Source organism: Conexibacter sp. CPCC 206217, from assembly GCF_030646165.1.
Lineage (GTDB): Bacteria > Actinomycetota > Thermoleophilia > Solirubrobacterales > Solirubrobacteraceae > Conexibacter.
The window spans coordinates 65,918-82,343 of record NZ_JAUTDO010000006.1; the positions used below are offsets into that span (position 1 = coordinate 65,918).

Sequence of the window (16,426 nt, forward strand, 5' to 3'; positions counted from 1 at the left end):
CATATCCGCGGATCGGGCCCCGAAAACCGCGGCCTCGCGACAAAGGCCGCACGGAAAGAGGAGCAGGACCAGATGGCACGCACTGCCGTCCTTGGGCTTCCCCGCATCGGTCCCGACCGCGAGCTGAAGTTCGCGCTGGAGTCGTTCTGGGCAGGCCGCACCACCGTCGAGGAGCTCGAGGGAGTCGCGCGCTGGCTGCGCGCGTTCAACTGGGGCCGGGCCGTCAGAGCCGGGCTCGACGTCATCCCCGCGGGCGACTTCAGCTACTACGACCAGATGCTCGACACCGCGTGGGCGCTGGGCGCGATCCCGGCGCGCCACGGCGGCGTGGCACTGCGCGAGCAGGGGCTGGCCGGCTACTTCGCGCTCGCGCGCGGGACCGCCGAGCAGCGACCGCTGGAGATGACGAAGTGGTTCGACACCAACTACCACTACCTCGTGCCGGAGCTGGTACCGGACCAGACGTTCTCGCTCGACGCCTCGCACTGGGTGGTGCCGTTCCGTGAAGCCGGGGCGCTCGGGATCCCGGCGCGTCCCGTCGTGATCGGGCCGTTCACGTTCCTGAAGCTGGCGAAGGGGCTGCAGCGTCCGCTGGAGCTGCTCGACGCGCTCGTGCCGGTGTACGGCCAGCTGCTCGCCGAGCTGGCGGAGGCCGGTGCGCATGAAGTGCAGCTGGACGAGCCGGCGCTCGTGCTGGACCACGCGCCCGGCGAGCTGGAGCTGTTCGAGCGTGCGTTCCGCGCGCTGTCGGTCGCGGCGCAGGAGGCCGGTGTCGAGCTGACGCTGGCGACGTACTTCGCCGGCCTCGACGAGGTCGGTGCGCTGGAGCGCGTGCTGGCGCTGGGCGCGGCCGAGGTCCATCTCGACCTCGTGCGCGCGCCGTCGCAGTTGAAGCCGGCGCTTGCCGCGCTGGCCGACGGCGGCGCCGCCGCGGGCTCGCGCACGCGCCTGAGCCTCGGCGTGCTCGACGGCCGCAACGTGTGGGCGGCCGACCTGGACGCCGCGCTCGACATGGTCGACCGCGCGACGGCGGCGCTCGGCACCGATCGCATCACGATCGCGCCGTCGTGCTCGCTGCTGCACGTGCCGTACGAGGCGGCGCGCGAGACCGCGATCGATCCGGAGGTGCGCGACTGGCTCGCGTTCGCGGCCGAGAAGGTCTCCGAGCTGCGCACGCTGAAGACCGCGACCGGGGCGGTCAAGCGCGACGTGCTGTTGGCGGCTGCGCGCGAGTCGACTTCGCGCCGCCGCACCTCCAAGCACACCAACGACGCGGCCGTGCGGGAGCGCGTCGGCGCGCTGGCGGCGGCGGACTACGATCGCGCGGCGCCGTTTCCGCAGCGCCGCGCCGCGCAGGACGAGCGGCGGCCGCTGCCGCAGCTGCCGACGACGACGATCGGCTCCTTCCCGCAGACGCCGGAGATCCGCGCCAGGCGCCGCGAGCTGCGCGACGGGACGCTCGACCGCGTCGCGTACGAGCGCTTCCTGGAGCAGCAGATCGACGGCGTCGTCGAGGTGCAGGAGCGGCTCGGGCTCGACGTGCTGGTGCACGGCGAGCCGGAGCGCAACGACATGGTCGAGTACTTCGGCGAGCAGCTCGCGGGCTTCGCGTTCTCGGCCAGCGGCTGGGTGCAGTCGTACGGATCGCGCTGCGTCAAGCCGCCGATCCTCTACGGCGACGTGTCACGCCCGGCGCCGATGACGGTCCGCTGGTGGCAGTACGCGCAGTCGCGCACCGAGAAGCCGGTGAAGGGGATGCTGACCGGGCCGGTCACGATCCTGCAGTGGTCGTTCGTGCGCGACGACCAGCCGCGCAGCGAGACCGCGACGCAGATCGCGCTGGCGATCCAGGACGAGGTGCTCGACCTCGAGCGGGCCGGCGCGTTCGCGATCCAGGTCGACGAGGCCGCGCTGCGCGAGGGGCTGCCGTTGCAGCGCGCACAGCAGGACGACTATGTTCGCTGGGCGGTCGACGCCTTCCGGCTGACGGTCGCGCCGGCGCGCAACGAGACCCAGGTCCACACGCACATGTGCTACTCGGAGTTCAACGACATCATGGAGCACATCGTGCGCCTGGACGCCGACGTGATCTCGATCGAGGCGTCGCGCTCGGACATGGAGGTGCTCGACGCGTTCGTCGGCGCCGACGGGATCGAGTACCCCAACGAGATCGGCCCCGGCGTCTACGACATCCACTCGCCGCGCGTGCCGTCGGTGCAGGAGATCGAGCGGCTGCTGGAGCTGGCCGAGCAGCGGATCGGGCGCGAGCGGCTCTGGATCAACCCCGACTGCGGGCTGAAGACGCGCAGCTGGGACGACGTCATGCCGGCGCTGGAGCACCTGCTGGAAGCGACCCGGCGGCGGCGCGCGGCGTCGCCGATCGCAGCGTAGGGAAGGGATCGCGGTGCTGCTGGACCGACTGCCGCCGTGGGCGACGACCGGCGTCGGCTCGCTGCCGCACCGCGATCCGCGCGCCGCGGCGGCGCACGCCGTCGCGGCCTACGACGTGCCGTTCTGCCCGCAGCTGCCGCGGTTGGAGGGCGACATGGTGGCCGAATGGCTCGGCGCCGACCCCGACCGCTGCGGCTGGTCGCCGCAGCGCGACCGCGAGCGGCCGCCGGCGTGGGAGGCGCTGCTGGACGAGCTGGACGCCGCGCCGCCCGCGCATCGCGTCGTGAAGCTGCAGGTGACCGGTCCGGCGACGCTCGCCTGCGCGCTCGAGCGCGAGCGCGGCGGGCGACCGTCGCGCGCGGCCGCGCTCTCACTCGCGCACGAGCTGGCGGGTTGGCTGGCGGCGAACGCGCGCGGGCAGGTCGACGCCCTCTCGGCCCGCGGCCTCGACACGCTGCTGGTCGTCGACGAGCCGGCGCTGCAGCTGTTCGGCACACGCGGGATCGAGCAGGCGTGGGATCCGCTGCGCGCGGTCGCGCCGGCGTGGGGGCTGCACCTGTGCTGCGCCGTCCCGTGGGACGTCGTCGAGCGCGCGCAGCCGGACCTGCTGTCGTTCGACCTCGCGCTCGCGCCGCTCGATCGCCGCGCCGCCGAGGCGCTGCGCCGGCTGCTCGCGCGCGGCGGACGGATCGCCTGGGGCGTGCTCGCGGCGCACCGCGACGAGGGCGTCGCCGAGGCCGTCGGACGGCTGCGCGCGGCGCTGGCGCGGCTGGGCGGGGAGGGCGTCGCGCAGCGGAGTCTGCTGACCGCGTCGTGCGGAACCGGGCGCCTGTCGCTGGAGCGCGAGCACGCGGTCGCAGGCGCGCTGGCGGATGTCGCGCGCGACATCGGCCAGCGGTCGGAGCCCGCCGCCGAGGCGGCGGGCTGAGCCGACGCTAGTGGTGCGTCAGGTGACCGTTGCCTGGTCCGCCGACGGTCAGCAGGGACTCGTGCCGACGCACAGTCTCAGCGGCACCGCGCGGCTCCAGTTGGAGCTGCTGCCGGGGACGCTGGCGCCGACCGTCGCCCAGCCCGCGGTCGACGGCATCGTGATCGTCGCCTGGCCGCTGGCGTTGGTCGTTCTCGTCGACGTGCCGCCGCTGATCGTGTAGCCGGACGGGGTCGAGGAGGGGCTCGGCGGGATGATCCAGTGGTTCGGGTCGCTCGGGTCCGGCGTGCCGAAGATGTCGGTCGGCCGCCACGCCGTCAGCTGGATCGTGACCGTGCCGCCGGGTCTGATCGTGCCCGAGCCGACGCGCGCGATCTGGATCGGCACCGAGTCCGGTATGAAGTCCGGCGACGGACCGGACTTGCCGGCCTGCCAGAGGACCGTGTCGCCGTCTCTGAGGTGCAGGTCGCACGCGCCCCAGTCGGCGTAGTCGTTGTTGTGGTAGAGGATCCAGTACTCCTCGTTCGGGCTCCAGGTGTGTCTTTCTCTGATGATCGTTTCGACGTAGGGGTTGCGATCCCAGTTGCCGACCGTCGCCTTCTCGGTCGCGCCGTAGACGGAGTCGTCCGCGCATCTGATCGGCATCGCTCTGCCGTCCCACGTCAGCGCCGTGCCGCTGCCGCTGCCGATCGTGACGCTCGTCGGTGCGAGCAGCGCTCCGGTCTGTCCCTCGACGCGGACGGTCACGTCCGCGGCCTGCGCGGCGAACGGCGCCGCGGCGATCGCCGCGACGGCGCACGCCGCTCCCAGCGCGGCCCGTCTGATCGAGCCGCTGTGCTTCATCGACATCCTGCCCCCTTCGGTTGGGTGGATTGACAAGCTCCTCATCGCGCCGAGCCGCGCACCGTCGTGGCGACGCGCACGGCGTCGCGACCGCGGCCGATCACCAACACGACACGTCCGCGCGCGGGCGCGCCGGTCAGGCGCAGCCGGCCGAGCGTGCCGCGCGCGATCGTGCGCTTGCCGCGGATCAGCCGCGCGGTCGTGGACGTCTTGGCGCGGGTGCGGGTGCCGGCTCTGGCGCCCGCGTACGTGACGCTGCAGCGGATCCGGGCAGCGCCTCTGCCGGTCACGCGGCAGCTGACGCGGGCAGCGCGACCGCGCGGACCGGTCGCGCCGCGCGGGCCCGTCTCGCCCTTCGGGCCGGCAGGCCCGCCGGGGCCCGCGGCGCCGCCCGGGCCAGCCGCTCCGGGCACGCCCGGAGCGCCGGGCGCGCCGGCCTCGCCCTGCGCGCCGGCCGGCCCTTGCGGACCGGGATCGCCCTGCGGACCGTCGGCGCCCTGCGGCCCTCTCGGCGGCGCGCCGCCGGTGCCGCCGAGCGCGACCGTCACGGTGCTGGCGGGAGCGGCGCGCAGCGACAGCGTCGCCGTGCGCGCGCCGACGGCGGTCGGCGCGAAGCGCAGCTTGACCGTGCACTGCTCACCGGCGGCCAGCGGGCCGCTGCAGGTCTCGCCGACGACGACGAAGTCGTCGGCGGCGGGGCCGGTCACGAGCGTGCCGCGCACGTCGATCGCGCCGTCCGGGTTGGTGATCGTGACCGTCTGCCCGGCACCGAGCGTGCCGTGCGCCTGCTCGCCGAACGCGAGCGCGTCGGCGGACAGCGCGCGCTCGAACGCGCCGGCGTGGGTGGCCTGCGCGGCGCGCACCAGCGCGGTCGCCGTGAGGTCCGGGACGCGCTGCGCGACGAACGCGTAGGGGGCGTCCGAGCCGGTGCCGAGCAGGTCTTCGAAGTTGCTGCCGAGCGCGCGCACGGAGCCGTCGGCGGCGCGCGCGAAGGTCGCTCCCACAGCGGTCGCGACCTCGGCCGTGCCGGTGAGCCCAGCGATCGTCGCGGGCGCGTCGAAGCGAGCGGCCGCGTCGGGATCGGCGCCGAGCTGGCCGCTCTCGTTGCGGCCCCAGCCGGCGACGGTGCCGTCCTGCAGCAGCGCGACCGCGTGGTAGAAGCCGCCCGCGATCGCGCGCACACCCGAGAGCGTGCCGCTGCCGCCGACGCCCGCGACCGCGACTGGCGCGGGGACCGAGTCGGGGTGCTCGCTGCCGTCGTGGACGAGGCCGTCGCCGAGCGCGCCGTCGCCGGCCCAGCCCCAGGCGCGCACGGCGCCGTCTCTGAGCAGTGCGTACGCGGTGTAGCCGCCTGCCGAGATCGCTCTGACGTCGGTCAGCCCCGGCACCTGCGCCGGCGTGGCGTCGGACGGAGCCTGGCCGAGCGTGCCGCGGCCGAGCTGCCCATAGCTGTTGTCGCCCCATGCCCAGACGCTGCCGTCGGCGGTCAGCGCGAGCGAGTACCCGAGGCCCGCGCTGACGGCGACGGCGTCGGGCAGGCCGGCGACCTGCGCGGGCGGCTGCCAGCCGGTCGGGTCGGCGGTGCCGTCGCCGAGCGCGCCGGCATAGTCCTGGCCCCATGCCCACACGTCGCCGTCGGCCTCGAGCGCGAGCGCGTGGTCGAAGCCGGCCGAGATCGCGCTCGCGCTCCCGACGCCGGCGACTCTCACCGGGTCCGGGCGGTCGATCGCGGTGCCGTCGCCGAGCGCGCCGTACTCGTTGTAGCCCCACGCCCACACGCTGCCGTCGGTGCGCAGCCCGAGCGTGAAGCGCGAGCCGGTCTCCACGGCCGCGAGCGAGCCGATCGCCGCGCGCACGGGCGTTGCGACCGGCGAGCTGGAGCTGCCGGTGCCGAGCTGCGCGGTCTCGTTTGCGCCCCACGTCTTCAGTGCGCCGACGGGCGCGGCGGCCTGCGCGCCGCTCGCGACGACGCCGCCGCCGCCGAGGCCGAGCGTCAACGCGAGCGCGAGACCCGTGCGGCGGATCAGGCCGGCGCGGTCGAGCCGTGCCGTCGTGCCGGCGGTGCTGCGGCCCGGGCGCGCGTCGCACCGCGCCCGCTGGATCGCCTTCAGCTGATTGCTCATCGGTCCCTCGTGGTCGTCGGGGTGGAGGTGGTGGGGCGCAGCGCGACGCGTACGGTGCGGCGGGCTCTCCCGCGGCCGATCGCGAGCACGTAGCGGCCGCGCGCGAGCGCACGCGGCGCCCGCAGGCGGCCGAGCGTGCCGCGCGCGACCGCGGTGCGGCCGCGCAGGAGTTGCGCCGCTGTCGTCTGCGCGAGGCGGCTGCGAGCAGTCGCCGCGCGTGCGGTGCAGCGGACGCTCCGTCTGCCGGTCAGCCGGCAGCTGACGCGCAGCGCGCGGGCGCTCGGCCCGCTTCTGCCGCGGGCCCCGGTCGCGCCGCCCGGGCCGCGCTGTCCGGTCGCGCCCGGCGCACCGGCCGCGCCGCCGAGGCCCGGCAGGCCTTGGAGGCCGGGCAGCCCCGGCTGGCCGAGCGGGCCCGTGGCGCCGGGCGCTCCGCCCGGGCCCTCCTGGCCGGACAGGCCCGGGCCGCCAGCCGGCAGCGCGGTGCCGCTGCCGCGCAGCGGGATGCCCGGGTCGCCGTCGAGGCCGTCGACGGCGACGCTCAGCAGCGCTGCGCGGTCACCGAGCGCGGTCGGCGCGAAGCGCACCGCGACTGTGCACGAGGCCTGCGGCGCGAGCGTCTCGCCGCTGCAGTCCTGCGTGCCGATCACGAAGTTCGCGGCGGCCGCGCCGCCGACGGAGAGCCGGCGGATCGTCAGGTCGCTGTTGCCGGCGTTGCTCAGCACGACGCGCCGCGCGCCGCTCAGCAGATTGTGCGGCTGCTCGCCGAAGTCGAGCCGCTCGCGGTCGAAGGCGAGCGTCGTCGGCAGGTCGAGCCGCAGCGCGAGCACGTCGCCGAAGCCGACGGTCTGCGCGCCGGCGGGCGCCTCGGCGCCGCGGTCGACGCTGGCCAGCCACGCGCCGCCGCTGCTCGCCAGCGCGCCGTCGATGCTCGTCACGAGACCGCCGTCGGCCTCGAACGACGCGACGCAGCCGGCCGGTCGCGACGCCGTGCGCGCCGCAGCCAGCAGCTCGACGACGGTCGCGTCGACCGGCGCGTCGGTCGCGCACAGCCGCGCGCGTCCTGCACCGGGGTCGACGACGAACGCGGTCGGCACGACGGTCCCGTCGGCGACGGCGGGCGCCGGGCGCACGGCCGGGTCGGCGGGGTTCGCGCGCGCCGGCGGATCGACGACGAACGCCGCAGCGCTCAGCGCGCGCAGCGCATCGGCGGTCGCGTACTCGTTGACGGTGCCGTTGTAGCCCCACGCGCCGGCGTCGGGACCGCTGGTCAGCTGGAAGCTCAGCAGCGCGTCGACGGTCGCCTCGTCGGCGGCGGTCCAGCCCGGTCCGCCGCGGCGGATGCCGCACTCGCCGAAGCCGTCGAGCGCCCAGGCGGTCGAGTTGACGTTGCCGATCATGCCGCCCGCCGCGCCCTGTCTGGAGCGCAGGAACGCGATTGCGCCCGCGACCGACGGGTCGGCCGGTGTGCGGCCGGCGCGGCAGAGGGCGGCGATCGCGGCGCCGGTCGAGTCGATGTCGCTCGCTCTCGCTCTGACGACGGGGTCGGTCGCCGGGTAGCTCGTGTAGCCGCCGTCGTCGTGCTGGTTGGTCTCGATCACGCGGACGGTCCGCTCCAGCAGCGTCTGCGGGACCGGCACCGTCGACAGTGCGAGCAGGCCGAAGATCGTGTGGTTGAAGACCGAGGTCTTGGACGTGAACCAGCCGTCGAGGTAGTGGCGTGCGAGGCCGGCGAGCAGGTTGTGCTGCGCGGACAGGCGCGTCGGCTGCAGGCCCGCGGCGCGCGCCTGCAGCAGCGCGCGCTCCCAGTCGGTCGCCTGCTCGTAGGAGAACGCCCACCAGGCGCTCGGGTCGGGGCCGGTCCAGATCGCCAGCTGGCCGTCCTGCGCGCTGGGCGCGCCCGGCGCAGGATGCAGGTCCGCGGGGTGGATGCCGGCCCCGGCGAGGCCGAGCAGCGCCCACGCGGGGTCGAGACCGCCGTTGGCGCCGAACGAGCCGTCCGGCAGCTGACGGACCTCGAACCAGTCGACAGCGCCGGTGACGGCCTGCTCGACCTGGACGTCGGTCGCCGCGACGGCACGGGCGGGCGTCAGCGCGGACGCGCTGACTGCCGCGGCAGCGCACGCCGCGACGAAGAGGGCAAGTGCCCTTCGATGCATGTTCGATGCTCCTGTCCCGGGCGGCGAACACGCACAGCAGACAGCCGTGGCGAGGTCAGCCGCCCTTATCGCGAGGCGGGTATTCGCTCACCGGGTCTTCGGGCTTGGGATCGACCTCCCGAATCTCCTTCCCAAGCCCTTGTCGAGCTCAGTGGACCTGCGATCCGGTCGTCACCCACACCGCTGCGCGACAGCCCCGGATTCGCACCGGGTTCCCCGCAAACGTGAGCGCGAACAAACCTATCTGGTTCGCGATCTGTGTGGCGCCGATTTCTGCGGACGGCGTGCGCGCGCTGACGGCGGTCCCGTGGAGATCGCTGCGCTACAGTCGCCGCCACATACTTGGACAGGCGGTCCGGGAAGCCGGTGCAAGACCGGCGCGGGCCCGCCACTGTGACCGAGGACGCCAGTCGCACGCAGACGCACGCCACGGAGCCACCCGGCTCGGGAAGGCGCGACTGGATCGCTCGGAAGCCAGGACATCGGTCGCCCTGTCTCTCAACCGTCGACTCGCCCTCGCGGAAAGGGGCTCTCAGACAGATGCGATCACGCTCGCGCGCGGCCATCGGCGCCGCGCTCATTCCCGTTCTCGCCGCTGCGGCGGCCGGCTTCCTCGCGGCGCCGGCAGACGCCGCGCCGGCAGACGTGCACGTGCGCGTCGAAGGTGTCGCCAGCACCGTGTTCGACCGCGTCGTGCGCACCGACGGCCGCTACGTGCAGGCCGCCGCCGACACGACGCTGCGCCACTGCGACGGCACCAACCTCGGCGCCAACCCCTCGCCGGGACCGACGGCGACGGCGGCGACGGTGGACGCGATGGCGTCGATCGGTCAGGGCTTCGACGCGCGCTGGTACGCGGGCTTCGACGACTACTTCCTGACGCGCTGGGGGACCGAGGCGGAGAACGACGCCAAGCAGTGGTGGTGGGGGATCGTCGTCAACAGAAGCTTCACGCCGGTCGGCGGCTGCCAGTTCCGCGTCGGGACCGGCGACGACGTGCTGTGGGTCAACGACGCCTTCAACGGGCGCGCGTTCCTGTGGCTCGCCGGCCCCGCCAAGGCGCTGCTCGACGCGCCCTATGACGCCGACGTGTCGGCGACGAGACCGTCGACCGAGGGCGACGACCCTGTCGGCGACGCGTATGCGGGCGCGCGCGTGAGCGCGGTGACGGCGAACGGCAGACCGGCCCCGGCGGGAGCCGCCGACGCCGGCGACAGCGGCAGCGACGGTCGCGCGACGGTCGCGTTCCGGCAGCTCGGCTGGCAGCGGATCAAGGCGCGCGCGCTCGACGGCGACGCCGACGGCCGCGACGACGCGATCGCCTCCAACAGCGTCGACGTCTGCGTCGTCGCCGCCCTCGCCGACGAGTGCGCGGGCCAGCCGCCGAGCCGCGTGCCGCTGATTCCGCCGGCAGCGCCGCAGCCGCCCGCGCCACCCGCCTCGCCGGCACCGCCAGCCCCGCCGGTCGGGCCCGCACCGCCGACGCCCTCCGCGCGCAACACCGCGCCGGTCCGCGTGCAGTTGCCGCGCGTCGCCGACGACGCGCGCCGTGGCCGCGTGCAGGTCGACTGGCGCGTGATCGACGCCGGCGCCGGCATCGCGCGCTGGACGATCGCGGCCAGGCCGCTCGGCGTCAGAGGCGCTGGCTTCACCGACCGGGCGTCCGGCAGCGACGCGACGTCGGCCTCGCTGAGATTGCCGGCCGGCCGCACCTATGCGCTGCGCTTCACGCTCGTCGACACACTCGGCCGCAGCGCGTCGACGAACGTCGGCCGCGTGCTCGCGCCGATCGACGACCGTGCGCGATCGGTCGCGCGCGGGCGCGCGTGGACCGCGGCCCGCGACGCCGGCGCCTGGCTCGGGACCGTGTCGCGCGGCGCCACGGGAGCAATCCTGCGTACGAGGCTCGCCGCCGGGCGGCCGGTCGTGGTGGTGCGACCGGATCGCAGACGGGCGGCGCGGGCCGTGCTGATCGCCGGGGGCCGGCGCACGACCGTCCGGATTCCTGCCGGCAGCGGGAGTCGCGAGCTGCGTGGCCCCGTGCTGCGCCGCGGCGGCGTCGTGACGCTGCAGGTCCTGGAAGGCGAGGTGAGCGTCGACGGGGTGGGGCTCGCGGCGTGACTTGGCGCGGAGCCCGGGCGCGGTGCCCGGCCGCGAGCCGCGCGGCTCGCGGAGCAGGTCATCTGCCGTCCTCGACGTAGACGAGGCGGCCGTCGGCGAGGCGGTAGACCTGGCCGACGGATCTGCCGCGACCGCTGGCCGGCGGGGCGCTGGCCGGGCTCGGGATCGCTCTCTGCTGCTGCGCGGCGCTCTGCGGCCCGCCGGTCGCCGCTCTTCTCTGGTTCGCGGTCAGGCCGAGGCCGGCGATCAGGAAGGCGACGGCGAGCACGATGCCGACGTCGAAGAGGTTGACGAGGCCGTCGAGCGGGTCGCCCGCGGCGTCGTCGAGGTTGCCGTGGCGGCCGAGACCGATGCGGCTCATACGACCACCGCCGCAGGCGTGGAGCGGTCCGTCGGAACCTCTCCCGCGGCCCGTTCCAGCGCGGCGAGGTCCTCGGTGTACATGCGCGTGCGCGTCAGCGTCAGCGCGAAGGCGACGGTGCCGACGAACAGGCCGACGACGGTCGCGGCGAACGCGATCCGCAGGTCGCTCGCGAGCTGACCGATGTCGCCGCCGGACAGCGCCTCGAGGCCGGGCGCGAGCGGGATCAGCGTCCCCATCAGCCCGATCGCCGGGCCGGCGCGGACGAGCAGTCGGGTCCGGTCGAGCCGCTTCTGCACCGCCAGCTCGAAGTCGGCGAGCGCGTACTCCGCCGCCTGCGGCCGCGCGGAGCTGACCGCCGCGGCGAGCTGGCGAATCGCGGTCGCAGCGAATCTCGTCGGCGCCTGCGTCGCGAGCTGCGGGGCCTCGCCGGGCGCCGCGACCGCGCGCGCTGCCAGCTGACGCAGCGGATGGTCGCGTGCCCGCGACCGGCGCTGCCACCACTCGGTCGCGAAGCGACCGCACTCCAGCGCGCAGACGATCAACGCGACGAGCGCGAGCAGCAGGACCGGGATCGCCAGCACCGCGACGAGCTGGGCGAGCGCGTCGCCGACGCGGTCGTGCAGCGACACTGCGAAGGGAGGACTCATCCAGTTCTCTCCGTCGTTCGGTTCACAGGTGGATGCTCACGTCGTGGTCGGCGCGGCGGTCGCGATCGATCTGCCCTGCCGCTCGTCGTCGTGGGACGGCTCGCGGCGCCGCTCCCAGAATCCGCCGGCGGCGGCGGCGATCAGCAGCGCGATCGCGATCGCGACGGCCAGCTGCGGGCCGGCGTCGCCGCCCGCCTCGGCGCCGCGCAGCCCGTAGGCCGCCGCGAGCGCGACATCCCTGCTCCCGGCCGCCGCGTCGCCGCCGACGAGCACGCCGCTGACCTGCTCGCCGGCGGCGGCGTCAGAGCCAGTTGTGCGGCCACGCGTGGAGTCGCCGCCGCTGCCGCCGGATCTCAGCGTCGAGCCGGTGTCGACGTCAGCGCCACCGCCGTCGGGCCTGGCGGGGGCGGACGGCTTCGCGGCGGCCGGTCCGGAGGCGGGGGGCGCCGACGCTTCGCTCTGCGGCGGCGCCTCGCTGTCGACCGGATCTCTGTCCTGCTCGGATTGGGTGCGCTCGCGGCCGCGTCTGACGGCGCGCGTGACGGAGGTCTGCCGCACGCCGCCGATCGCGCGGCCCTTGCTGCCCTGTCGGGGCCGGCTGAAGTTCGGTGCGCCCTCGCCGCCGCCGCCCGCCAGGACGCCGCCGCCGGGCGTGTTCGAGGCACCGCCGCTGCCGCCGCCGATGCCGTCGGCCGGTCTGTCCGGCGAGGGGGCGTTGCGCGGGTCCGGCACCTTGTGCGTGAAGGGGACGGGCGGGATCGGCAGGTACCGGCCCGCGTAGGCCGGCATCGAGTAGGCCGTCATCCACATCGGGCTCATGTCGTCGTCGACCTTCCAGCTGATGTGTCCGTCCGGTCTCTGGAGCGATGCGAGGAAGTCGAGCACGCTTGCGCCCGATCTCCGCCACTCCGCTGCCGTGGGAGCCTCGCCGACGGCCCACAACCCCTGCGCGACCCACGCGGTCGAGCCGGAGTTGCCCGCATTCTCGCTGACCAGCAGCGGGAAGCCGCCGTCGTCTCTCTGCATCGCGTGCAGCCATTCCAGCGCTCTTTCGAGCGCCGCGCGCGAGGCTCTGTCCTCCGTGCCGCCGCTGTTGACGCGGCCGGCGGCGCGCAGCGCTTGGAGGGCCGCCCCGGTCATGTCGGTGCTGCTGTTGGAGTGCGGCGAGGTGTCGGACCAGCTGCCGTCGTCGTTCTGCGCGCTCAGCAGCCAGTCGGCGGCTCTGGGGATCGCGGCGTCGACCGCGGGATCTCTGAGGAGCGCGAGCGAGAGGATCGCGAAGATCGTCGTGTTGACGGGGGAGGAGGTCTCCGGGGCGTCGAACGTGCGGGAGAAGGCGCCGCTGTCCTTCTGCTGGCGCAGGATGCCGCCGACGAGGTCGACGCCGCCGAACGAGCGCGGATCGGTGCCGGCGGCGACGACCACGAGCAGCGTTCGCTCGAGGTCGGTGGTGTTCTCGAGTCTGGTCGCCGACGCCTCGATGCAGTCGAAGACCGAGCGGTACCCGTCGGGCCGGAACTGCTCGCGCGGGTTGACCCCGGCGGCGGCGAGCGCCAGCGCCGTCCACGGGCTCGCCACGACCGGATCCCCCTCGCCGCCCGGGACGATCGGGAAGCAGCCGTCTCTGAGCTGGTGCTGCTGCATGTAGGCGACGGTCCCGTCCAGCAGACGATCGCCCGGCTGCGCCGGCGACGAGCGGCTGGCGAACGCAAGCGCGACGAGCGAACACGTCAGCGCCGCGAACGCAAGCGTGATGGCCGAGCGGCACTTGGGCAGCGACGGCATCGACGTCTCAGCGGCCGGCGGTCGCGCGCACCGACGAACCAGCCTCCGAGAAACGCTCCTCGGCAACGTGGCTGTTCGGGTGATGTGGCACGATGTCGGCTCCTGCTCCGTGCGGCCGTTTCGCGAGGCCGGGTGGTCGGAACCCGTCGGCGGAACGCCGCACGGGCCGAGTCGACAGGTTTTCGGGCTTGGACGTCGCTGCCGGTCCGCCTTCCCAGGGCATCGCCCCAGTGGCCTCATGAACCGCTGCCTCACGTCCCCACCGCTGCGCGCCAGCTCCGGATTCCGACCGGATTCCCTGACCCGTGCTTCGGGTGCGATCGACTCGCGTCCGCAACCCTACCGATCGGGCCGCGTCGCTCGCGCCGACGACCCCTCACCCCGCAGCGCCGCCGGGGCCGGCAACCGAACCGGCCCCGGCGGGAGCCGCGCCGCTCAGTCGATCAACTCGTAGGCCGGCAGCGTCAGGAACTCGACCAGCTCGTCGCCGAGCGCGACCTGCTCGAAGACGGCGCGCGTGTCGTCGGGGCGGCCTCTCTGCCACGTGTCGTCGCCGACGGCGGCGCGGATCGCCGCCATCTCCTCGTTCAGCACCTCGACCACGTGCTCGCGCGTGAAGCGGCCGTGGCGGACCCACTGCCAGATCTGCGAGCGCGAGATCTCAGCCGTCGCGGCGTCCTCCATCAGGTTGTTGATGCCGGCCGCGCCGCGGCCGGAGAGCCAGAACGAGATGTACTGGAAGCAGACGCTGACGTTGCTGCGCAGCCCCGCCTCGGTCGCCTCGCCGGGCGTCTCGGAGACGGCCAGCAGGTCGGCGGCGGCGACGGTGACGTCGTCGCGGCGGCGCTCGATCTGGTTGGGCCGCTCGCCGAGCACGGCGTCGAACTGCTCGCGCGCGACGCCGACGACGTCGGGATGCGCGACCCACGTGCCGTCGAAGCCGGCCTGCGCCTCGCGCTCCTTGTCGGCCCGCACGCCGGCGAACGCGCGCTCGTTCGCCTCCGCGTCGGTGCGCGACGGGATCACGGCCGCCATCCCGCCCATCGCGAAGGCGCCGCGGGCGTGGCAGGTCTTCACCAGCAGCTCCGTGTAGGAGCGCATGAACGGGACCGTCATCGTGACCGCGGCGCGGTCGGGGGTGACGAACGCCGGGTCGTTCGGGAAGCACTTGATCGCGGAGAAGATGTAGTCCCAGCGACCGGCGTTGAGGCCGAGCGAATGGTCGCGCAGCTCGTAGAGGATCTCGTCCATCTGGAAGGCGGCCGGGAACGTCTCGATCAGGATCGTCGCGCGCATCGCGCCGGTCGGCAGGCCGAGCTGCTGCTCGGCGAACGTGAGCGCGTCGTTCCACAGCCGCGCCTCGAGGTGGTGCTCCAGCTTCGGCAGGTAGAAGTGGACGCCGCGGTCGCTGGCGTGCAGTCGTCTGGCGCAGTGGAAGGCGTAGAGGCCGAAGTCGGCGAAGGCGCCCGCGACCGTCTCCTCGCCGACGAGCAGGTGCTTCTCCGGCAGGTGCAGGCCGCGCGGGCGCACCAGCAGCGTCGCGATCTCGTCGTTCAGGCGGTACTCCCGCCCGTCGGGGCTGCGGTGCTCGATCGTCCCGTCGATCGCGTCCTTGAGGTTGACGTGGCCCTCGGTCTGGTTGAACCAGGTCGGCGAGTTGGCGTCCTCGAAGTCGGCCATGAAGCCCTTCGCGCCCGAGTTGAGCGCGTTGATGACGAGCTTGCGGTCGGTCGGGCCGGTGATCTCGACGCGGCGGTCGACGTAGTCGGCCGGCGGCGCGGCGACCTGCCAGGCGCCGTCGCGGATCTCCTGCGTCTCGGGCAGGAAGTCGAGCGTCGCGCCGGCGCCGAGCAGCGCCGCGTGGCGCGCGGCGCGCGCGCCCAGCAGCTCCCGCCGGGTCGGGTCCAAGCGCCCGTGCAGCTCACCGACGAAGGCGAGCGCCTCGGGGGTGAGGATCTCGTCGAGCGCGCGGGCGCTGAGCCCCTCGGTTCTCGTCATGCGTGCGGCGGTCATCTCGCTCCATTCCACGATGTGAAATAATCTGCCCGATGTATTCCACTAATGGTTGCACGAGCGCGCGATGAGCGAAGCTGGACCCGTCCAGGCGGTCGCGCGCAGCCTGCGGCTGTTGAACGCGATCGCGGCTGAGGGCGAGGTCGGCGTGATCGAGCTGGCCGAGGCGACGGGCCTGAGCGCGGGCACGACGCACCGGCTGCTGGCGACGCTCGTCGCCGGCGGTTACGTCGCGCACGACGCGCAGACGCGGCGCTACCGCCTCGGGATCCAGCTGTTCACCGTCGCGGCGGCGGGGGAGCGCCAGCTGGAGCGGCTGCGGCGCGCTGCGGCGCCCGCGCTGGAGCGGCTGCGCGACGCCTTCGACGAGACGACCAACCTCGTCGTGCTCGACCGCACCAGCATCGTCTACGTCGACCAGGTCGAGAGCACGCGCCCCGTGCGCCTCTTCAGCCGGGTCGGCAACCGCGTGCCGGCGCACGCCAGCGGCGCGGGCAAGGCGCTGCTGGCGCACGCTGCGGCCGAGGACGTCGAGGCGCTGCTGGCCGGCGCGCCACTGCAGGCGGTGACCGAGCACACGATCACGGCCGCCGACGCCCTGCGCGCCGAGCTGGTGCGCGTGCGCGAGCGCGGCTGGGCGCTCGACGAGGAGGAGTTCGACGAGGGCGTCGTCTGCGCTGCCGCGCCGGTGCTCGTCGGCGGGCGCGCCCTCAGCGCGCTGAGTGTCTCCGGGCCGAGCGAGCGGATGCGCAGACGATCGCTCGACGCGGTCGGCGCGCGCGTCGCGCAGGCGGCCGGCGAGGTCGCGGCGGCACTCGCCTGACGCGTCAGTACGCCGGCGGCTCGGGCGGCCCGGGCGGACGCCGCCCGGGCTGCGTGCGACGGGTCGTCGCGAACGTCATCGCGAGCCCGATCACGAGACCCACGGCGCCGCCGATCATCAGGATCAGGCCGACGGTCTGAAGGTCGACGCTGGCCACGTGCGCGGTCACCGCGAAACGCAGGATCGCGCCGACGATGATCAGGAAGAGGCTGCCTCCGATGGTCACGTTCGC

At 74.6% G+C, this 16,426-nt stretch carries 12 protein-coding genes and 3 riboswitches; of the genes, 4 read left to right on the forward strand and 8 right to left on the reverse strand.

Annotation, left to right across the window (positions count from 1 at the left end; genetic code table 11):
• Window positions 1-72 precede the first annotated feature (72 nt).
• On the forward strand, window positions 73-2,391 hold the full coding sequence (gene metE, locus Q7L65_RS17350; protein ID WP_304722958.1) for a 5-methyltetrahydropteroyltriglutamate--homocysteine S-methyltransferase: 2,319 nt from the start codon (window positions 73-75) through the stop codon (window positions 2,389-2,391).
• Window positions 2,392-2,404: 13 nt separating this feature from the next.
• Complete coding sequence (locus tag Q7L65_RS17355; protein ID WP_304722959.1) at window positions 2,405-3,319, forward strand: hypothetical protein; 915 nt, start codon at window positions 2,405-2,407, stop codon at window positions 3,317-3,319.
• Between the two features lie 48 nt (window positions 3,320-3,367).
• Here Q7L65_RS17355 and Q7L65_RS17360 read toward each other — a convergent pair whose 3' ends face one another.
• The 3 genes from Q7L65_RS17360 to Q7L65_RS17370 are packed head-to-tail and all read right to left on the reverse strand — an operon-like array spanning window position 3,368 to window position 8,441.
• Complete coding sequence (locus tag Q7L65_RS17360; RefSeq protein WP_304722961.1) at window positions 3,368-4,168, reverse strand: hypothetical protein; 801 nt, start codon at window positions 4,166-4,168, stop codon at window positions 3,368-3,370.
• Window positions 4,169-4,203: 35 nt separating this feature from the next.
• The gene (locus Q7L65_RS17365) at window positions 4,204-6,285 is read right to left on the reverse strand and encodes a choice-of-anchor D domain-containing protein (RefSeq protein ID WP_304722963.1); all 2,082 of its coding nucleotides are present in this window, start codon (window positions 6,283-6,285) and stop codon (window positions 4,204-4,206) included.
• Entirely contained in the window at window positions 6,282-8,441 is a 2,160-nt protein-coding gene (locus tag Q7L65_RS17370; RefSeq protein ID WP_304722965.1) for a choice-of-anchor D domain-containing protein, read from the reverse strand. Before Q7L65_RS17370 ends, Q7L65_RS17365 begins: the two co-directional genes overlap by 4 nt.
• 71 nt (window positions 8,442-8,512) lie before the next feature.
• Window positions 8,513-8,689: riboswitch (cobalamin riboswitch) on the reverse strand.
• Between the two features lie 86 nt (window positions 8,690-8,775).
• A riboswitch (cobalamin riboswitch) is annotated at window positions 8,776-8,947 on the forward strand.
• A gap of 34 nt (window positions 8,948-8,981) precedes the next feature.
• Here Q7L65_RS17370 and Q7L65_RS17375 point away from each other — a divergent pair.
• Window positions 8,982-10,562 carry a hypothetical protein gene (locus tag Q7L65_RS17375; RefSeq protein ID WP_304722967.1) on the forward strand — a complete coding sequence of 527 codons (1,581 nt, stop codon included), beginning with the start codon at window positions 8,982-8,984 and terminating at the stop codon, window positions 10,560-10,562.
• Window positions 10,563-10,620: 58 nt separating this feature from the next.
• Here Q7L65_RS17375 and Q7L65_RS17380 read toward each other — a convergent pair whose 3' ends face one another.
• The 4 genes from Q7L65_RS17380 to aceB all read right to left on the reverse strand — a co-directional run bounded on the left by Q7L65_RS17380 (window position 10,621) and on the right by aceB (window position 15,371).
• The gene (locus Q7L65_RS17380) at window positions 10,621-10,923 is read right to left on the reverse strand and encodes a DUF2149 domain-containing protein (protein WP_304722969.1); all 303 of its coding nucleotides are present in this window, start codon (window positions 10,921-10,923) and stop codon (window positions 10,621-10,623) included.
• Entirely contained in the window at window positions 10,920-11,573 is a 654-nt protein-coding gene (locus Q7L65_RS17385; protein ID WP_304722970.1) for a MotA/TolQ/ExbB proton channel family protein, read from the reverse strand. The genes Q7L65_RS17380 and Q7L65_RS17385 overlap by 4 nt, the downstream gene beginning before the upstream one ends.
• Window positions 11,574-11,609: 36 nt before the next feature.
• Window positions 11,610-13,358, reverse strand: a complete 1,749-nt coding sequence (locus Q7L65_RS17390) for a prenyltransferase/squalene oxidase repeat-containing protein (RefSeq protein WP_304722971.1) — start codon at window positions 13,356-13,358, stop codon at window positions 11,610-11,612.
• A 176-nt stretch (window positions 13,359-13,534) separates the two neighbouring features.
• Window positions 13,535-13,658, reverse strand: a riboswitch (cobalamin riboswitch).
• 135 nt (window positions 13,659-13,793) lie between these two features.
• Entirely contained in the window at window positions 13,794-15,371 is a 1,578-nt protein-coding gene (gene aceB, locus Q7L65_RS17395; protein WP_304722972.1) for a malate synthase A, read from the reverse strand.
• A gap of 67 nt (window positions 15,372-15,438) precedes the next feature.
• Between aceB and Q7L65_RS17400 the strand changes: the two genes are divergently transcribed.
• Entirely contained in the window at window positions 15,439-16,194 is a 756-nt protein-coding gene (locus Q7L65_RS17400; protein ID WP_304722973.1) for an IclR family transcriptional regulator, read from the forward strand.
• A 4-nt stretch (window positions 16,195-16,198) separates the two neighbouring features.
• Here the strand turns inward: Q7L65_RS17400 and Q7L65_RS17405 are convergent, their stop codons facing one another.
• Window positions 16,199-16,420, reverse strand: a complete 222-nt coding sequence (locus Q7L65_RS17405) for a DUF6458 family protein (RefSeq protein ID WP_304722975.1) — start codon at window positions 16,418-16,420, stop codon at window positions 16,199-16,201.
• Window positions 16,421-16,426 lie beyond the last annotated feature (6 nt).

Bases quoted from the DNA above. Each gene is read 5' to 3' on its own strand.
- Q7L65_RS17380 (WP_304722969.1), bottom strand. From the start codon at position 10,923: ATGAGCCGCATCGGTCTCGGCCGCCACGGCAACCTCGACGACGCCGCG.
- Q7L65_RS17375 (WP_304722967.1), top strand. From the start codon at position 8,982: ATGCGATCACGCTCGCGCGCGGCCATCGGCGCCGCGCTCATTCCCGTT.
- Q7L65_RS17400 (WP_304722973.1), top strand. From the start codon at position 15,439: ATGAGCGAAGCTGGACCCGTCCAGGCGGTCGCGCGCAGCCTGCGGCTG.
- Q7L65_RS17370 (WP_304722965.1), bottom strand. From the start codon at position 8,441: ATGCATCGAAGGGCACTTGCCCTCTTCGTCGCGGCGTGCGCTGCCGCG.
- Q7L65_RS17390 (WP_304722971.1), bottom strand. From the start codon at position 13,358: ATGCCGTCGCTGCCCAAGTGCCGCTCGGCCATCACGCTTGCGTTCGCG.
- Q7L65_RS17385 (WP_304722970.1), bottom strand. From the start codon at position 11,573: ATGAGTCCTCCCTTCGCAGTGTCGCTGCACGACCGCGTCGGCGACGCG.
- aceB (WP_304722972.1), bottom strand. From the start codon at position 15,371: ATGACCGCCGCACGCATGACGAGAACCGAGGGGCTCAGCGCCCGCGCG.
- metE (WP_304722958.1), top strand. From the start codon at position 73: ATGGCACGCACTGCCGTCCTTGGGCTTCCCCGCATCGGTCCCGACCGC.
- Q7L65_RS17360 (WP_304722961.1), bottom strand. From the start codon at position 4,168: ATGTCGATGAAGCACAGCGGCTCGATCAGACGGGCCGCGCTGGGAGCG.
- Q7L65_RS17365 (WP_304722963.1), bottom strand. From the start codon at position 6,285: ATGAGCAATCAGCTGAAGGCGATCCAGCGGGCGCGGTGCGACGCGCGC.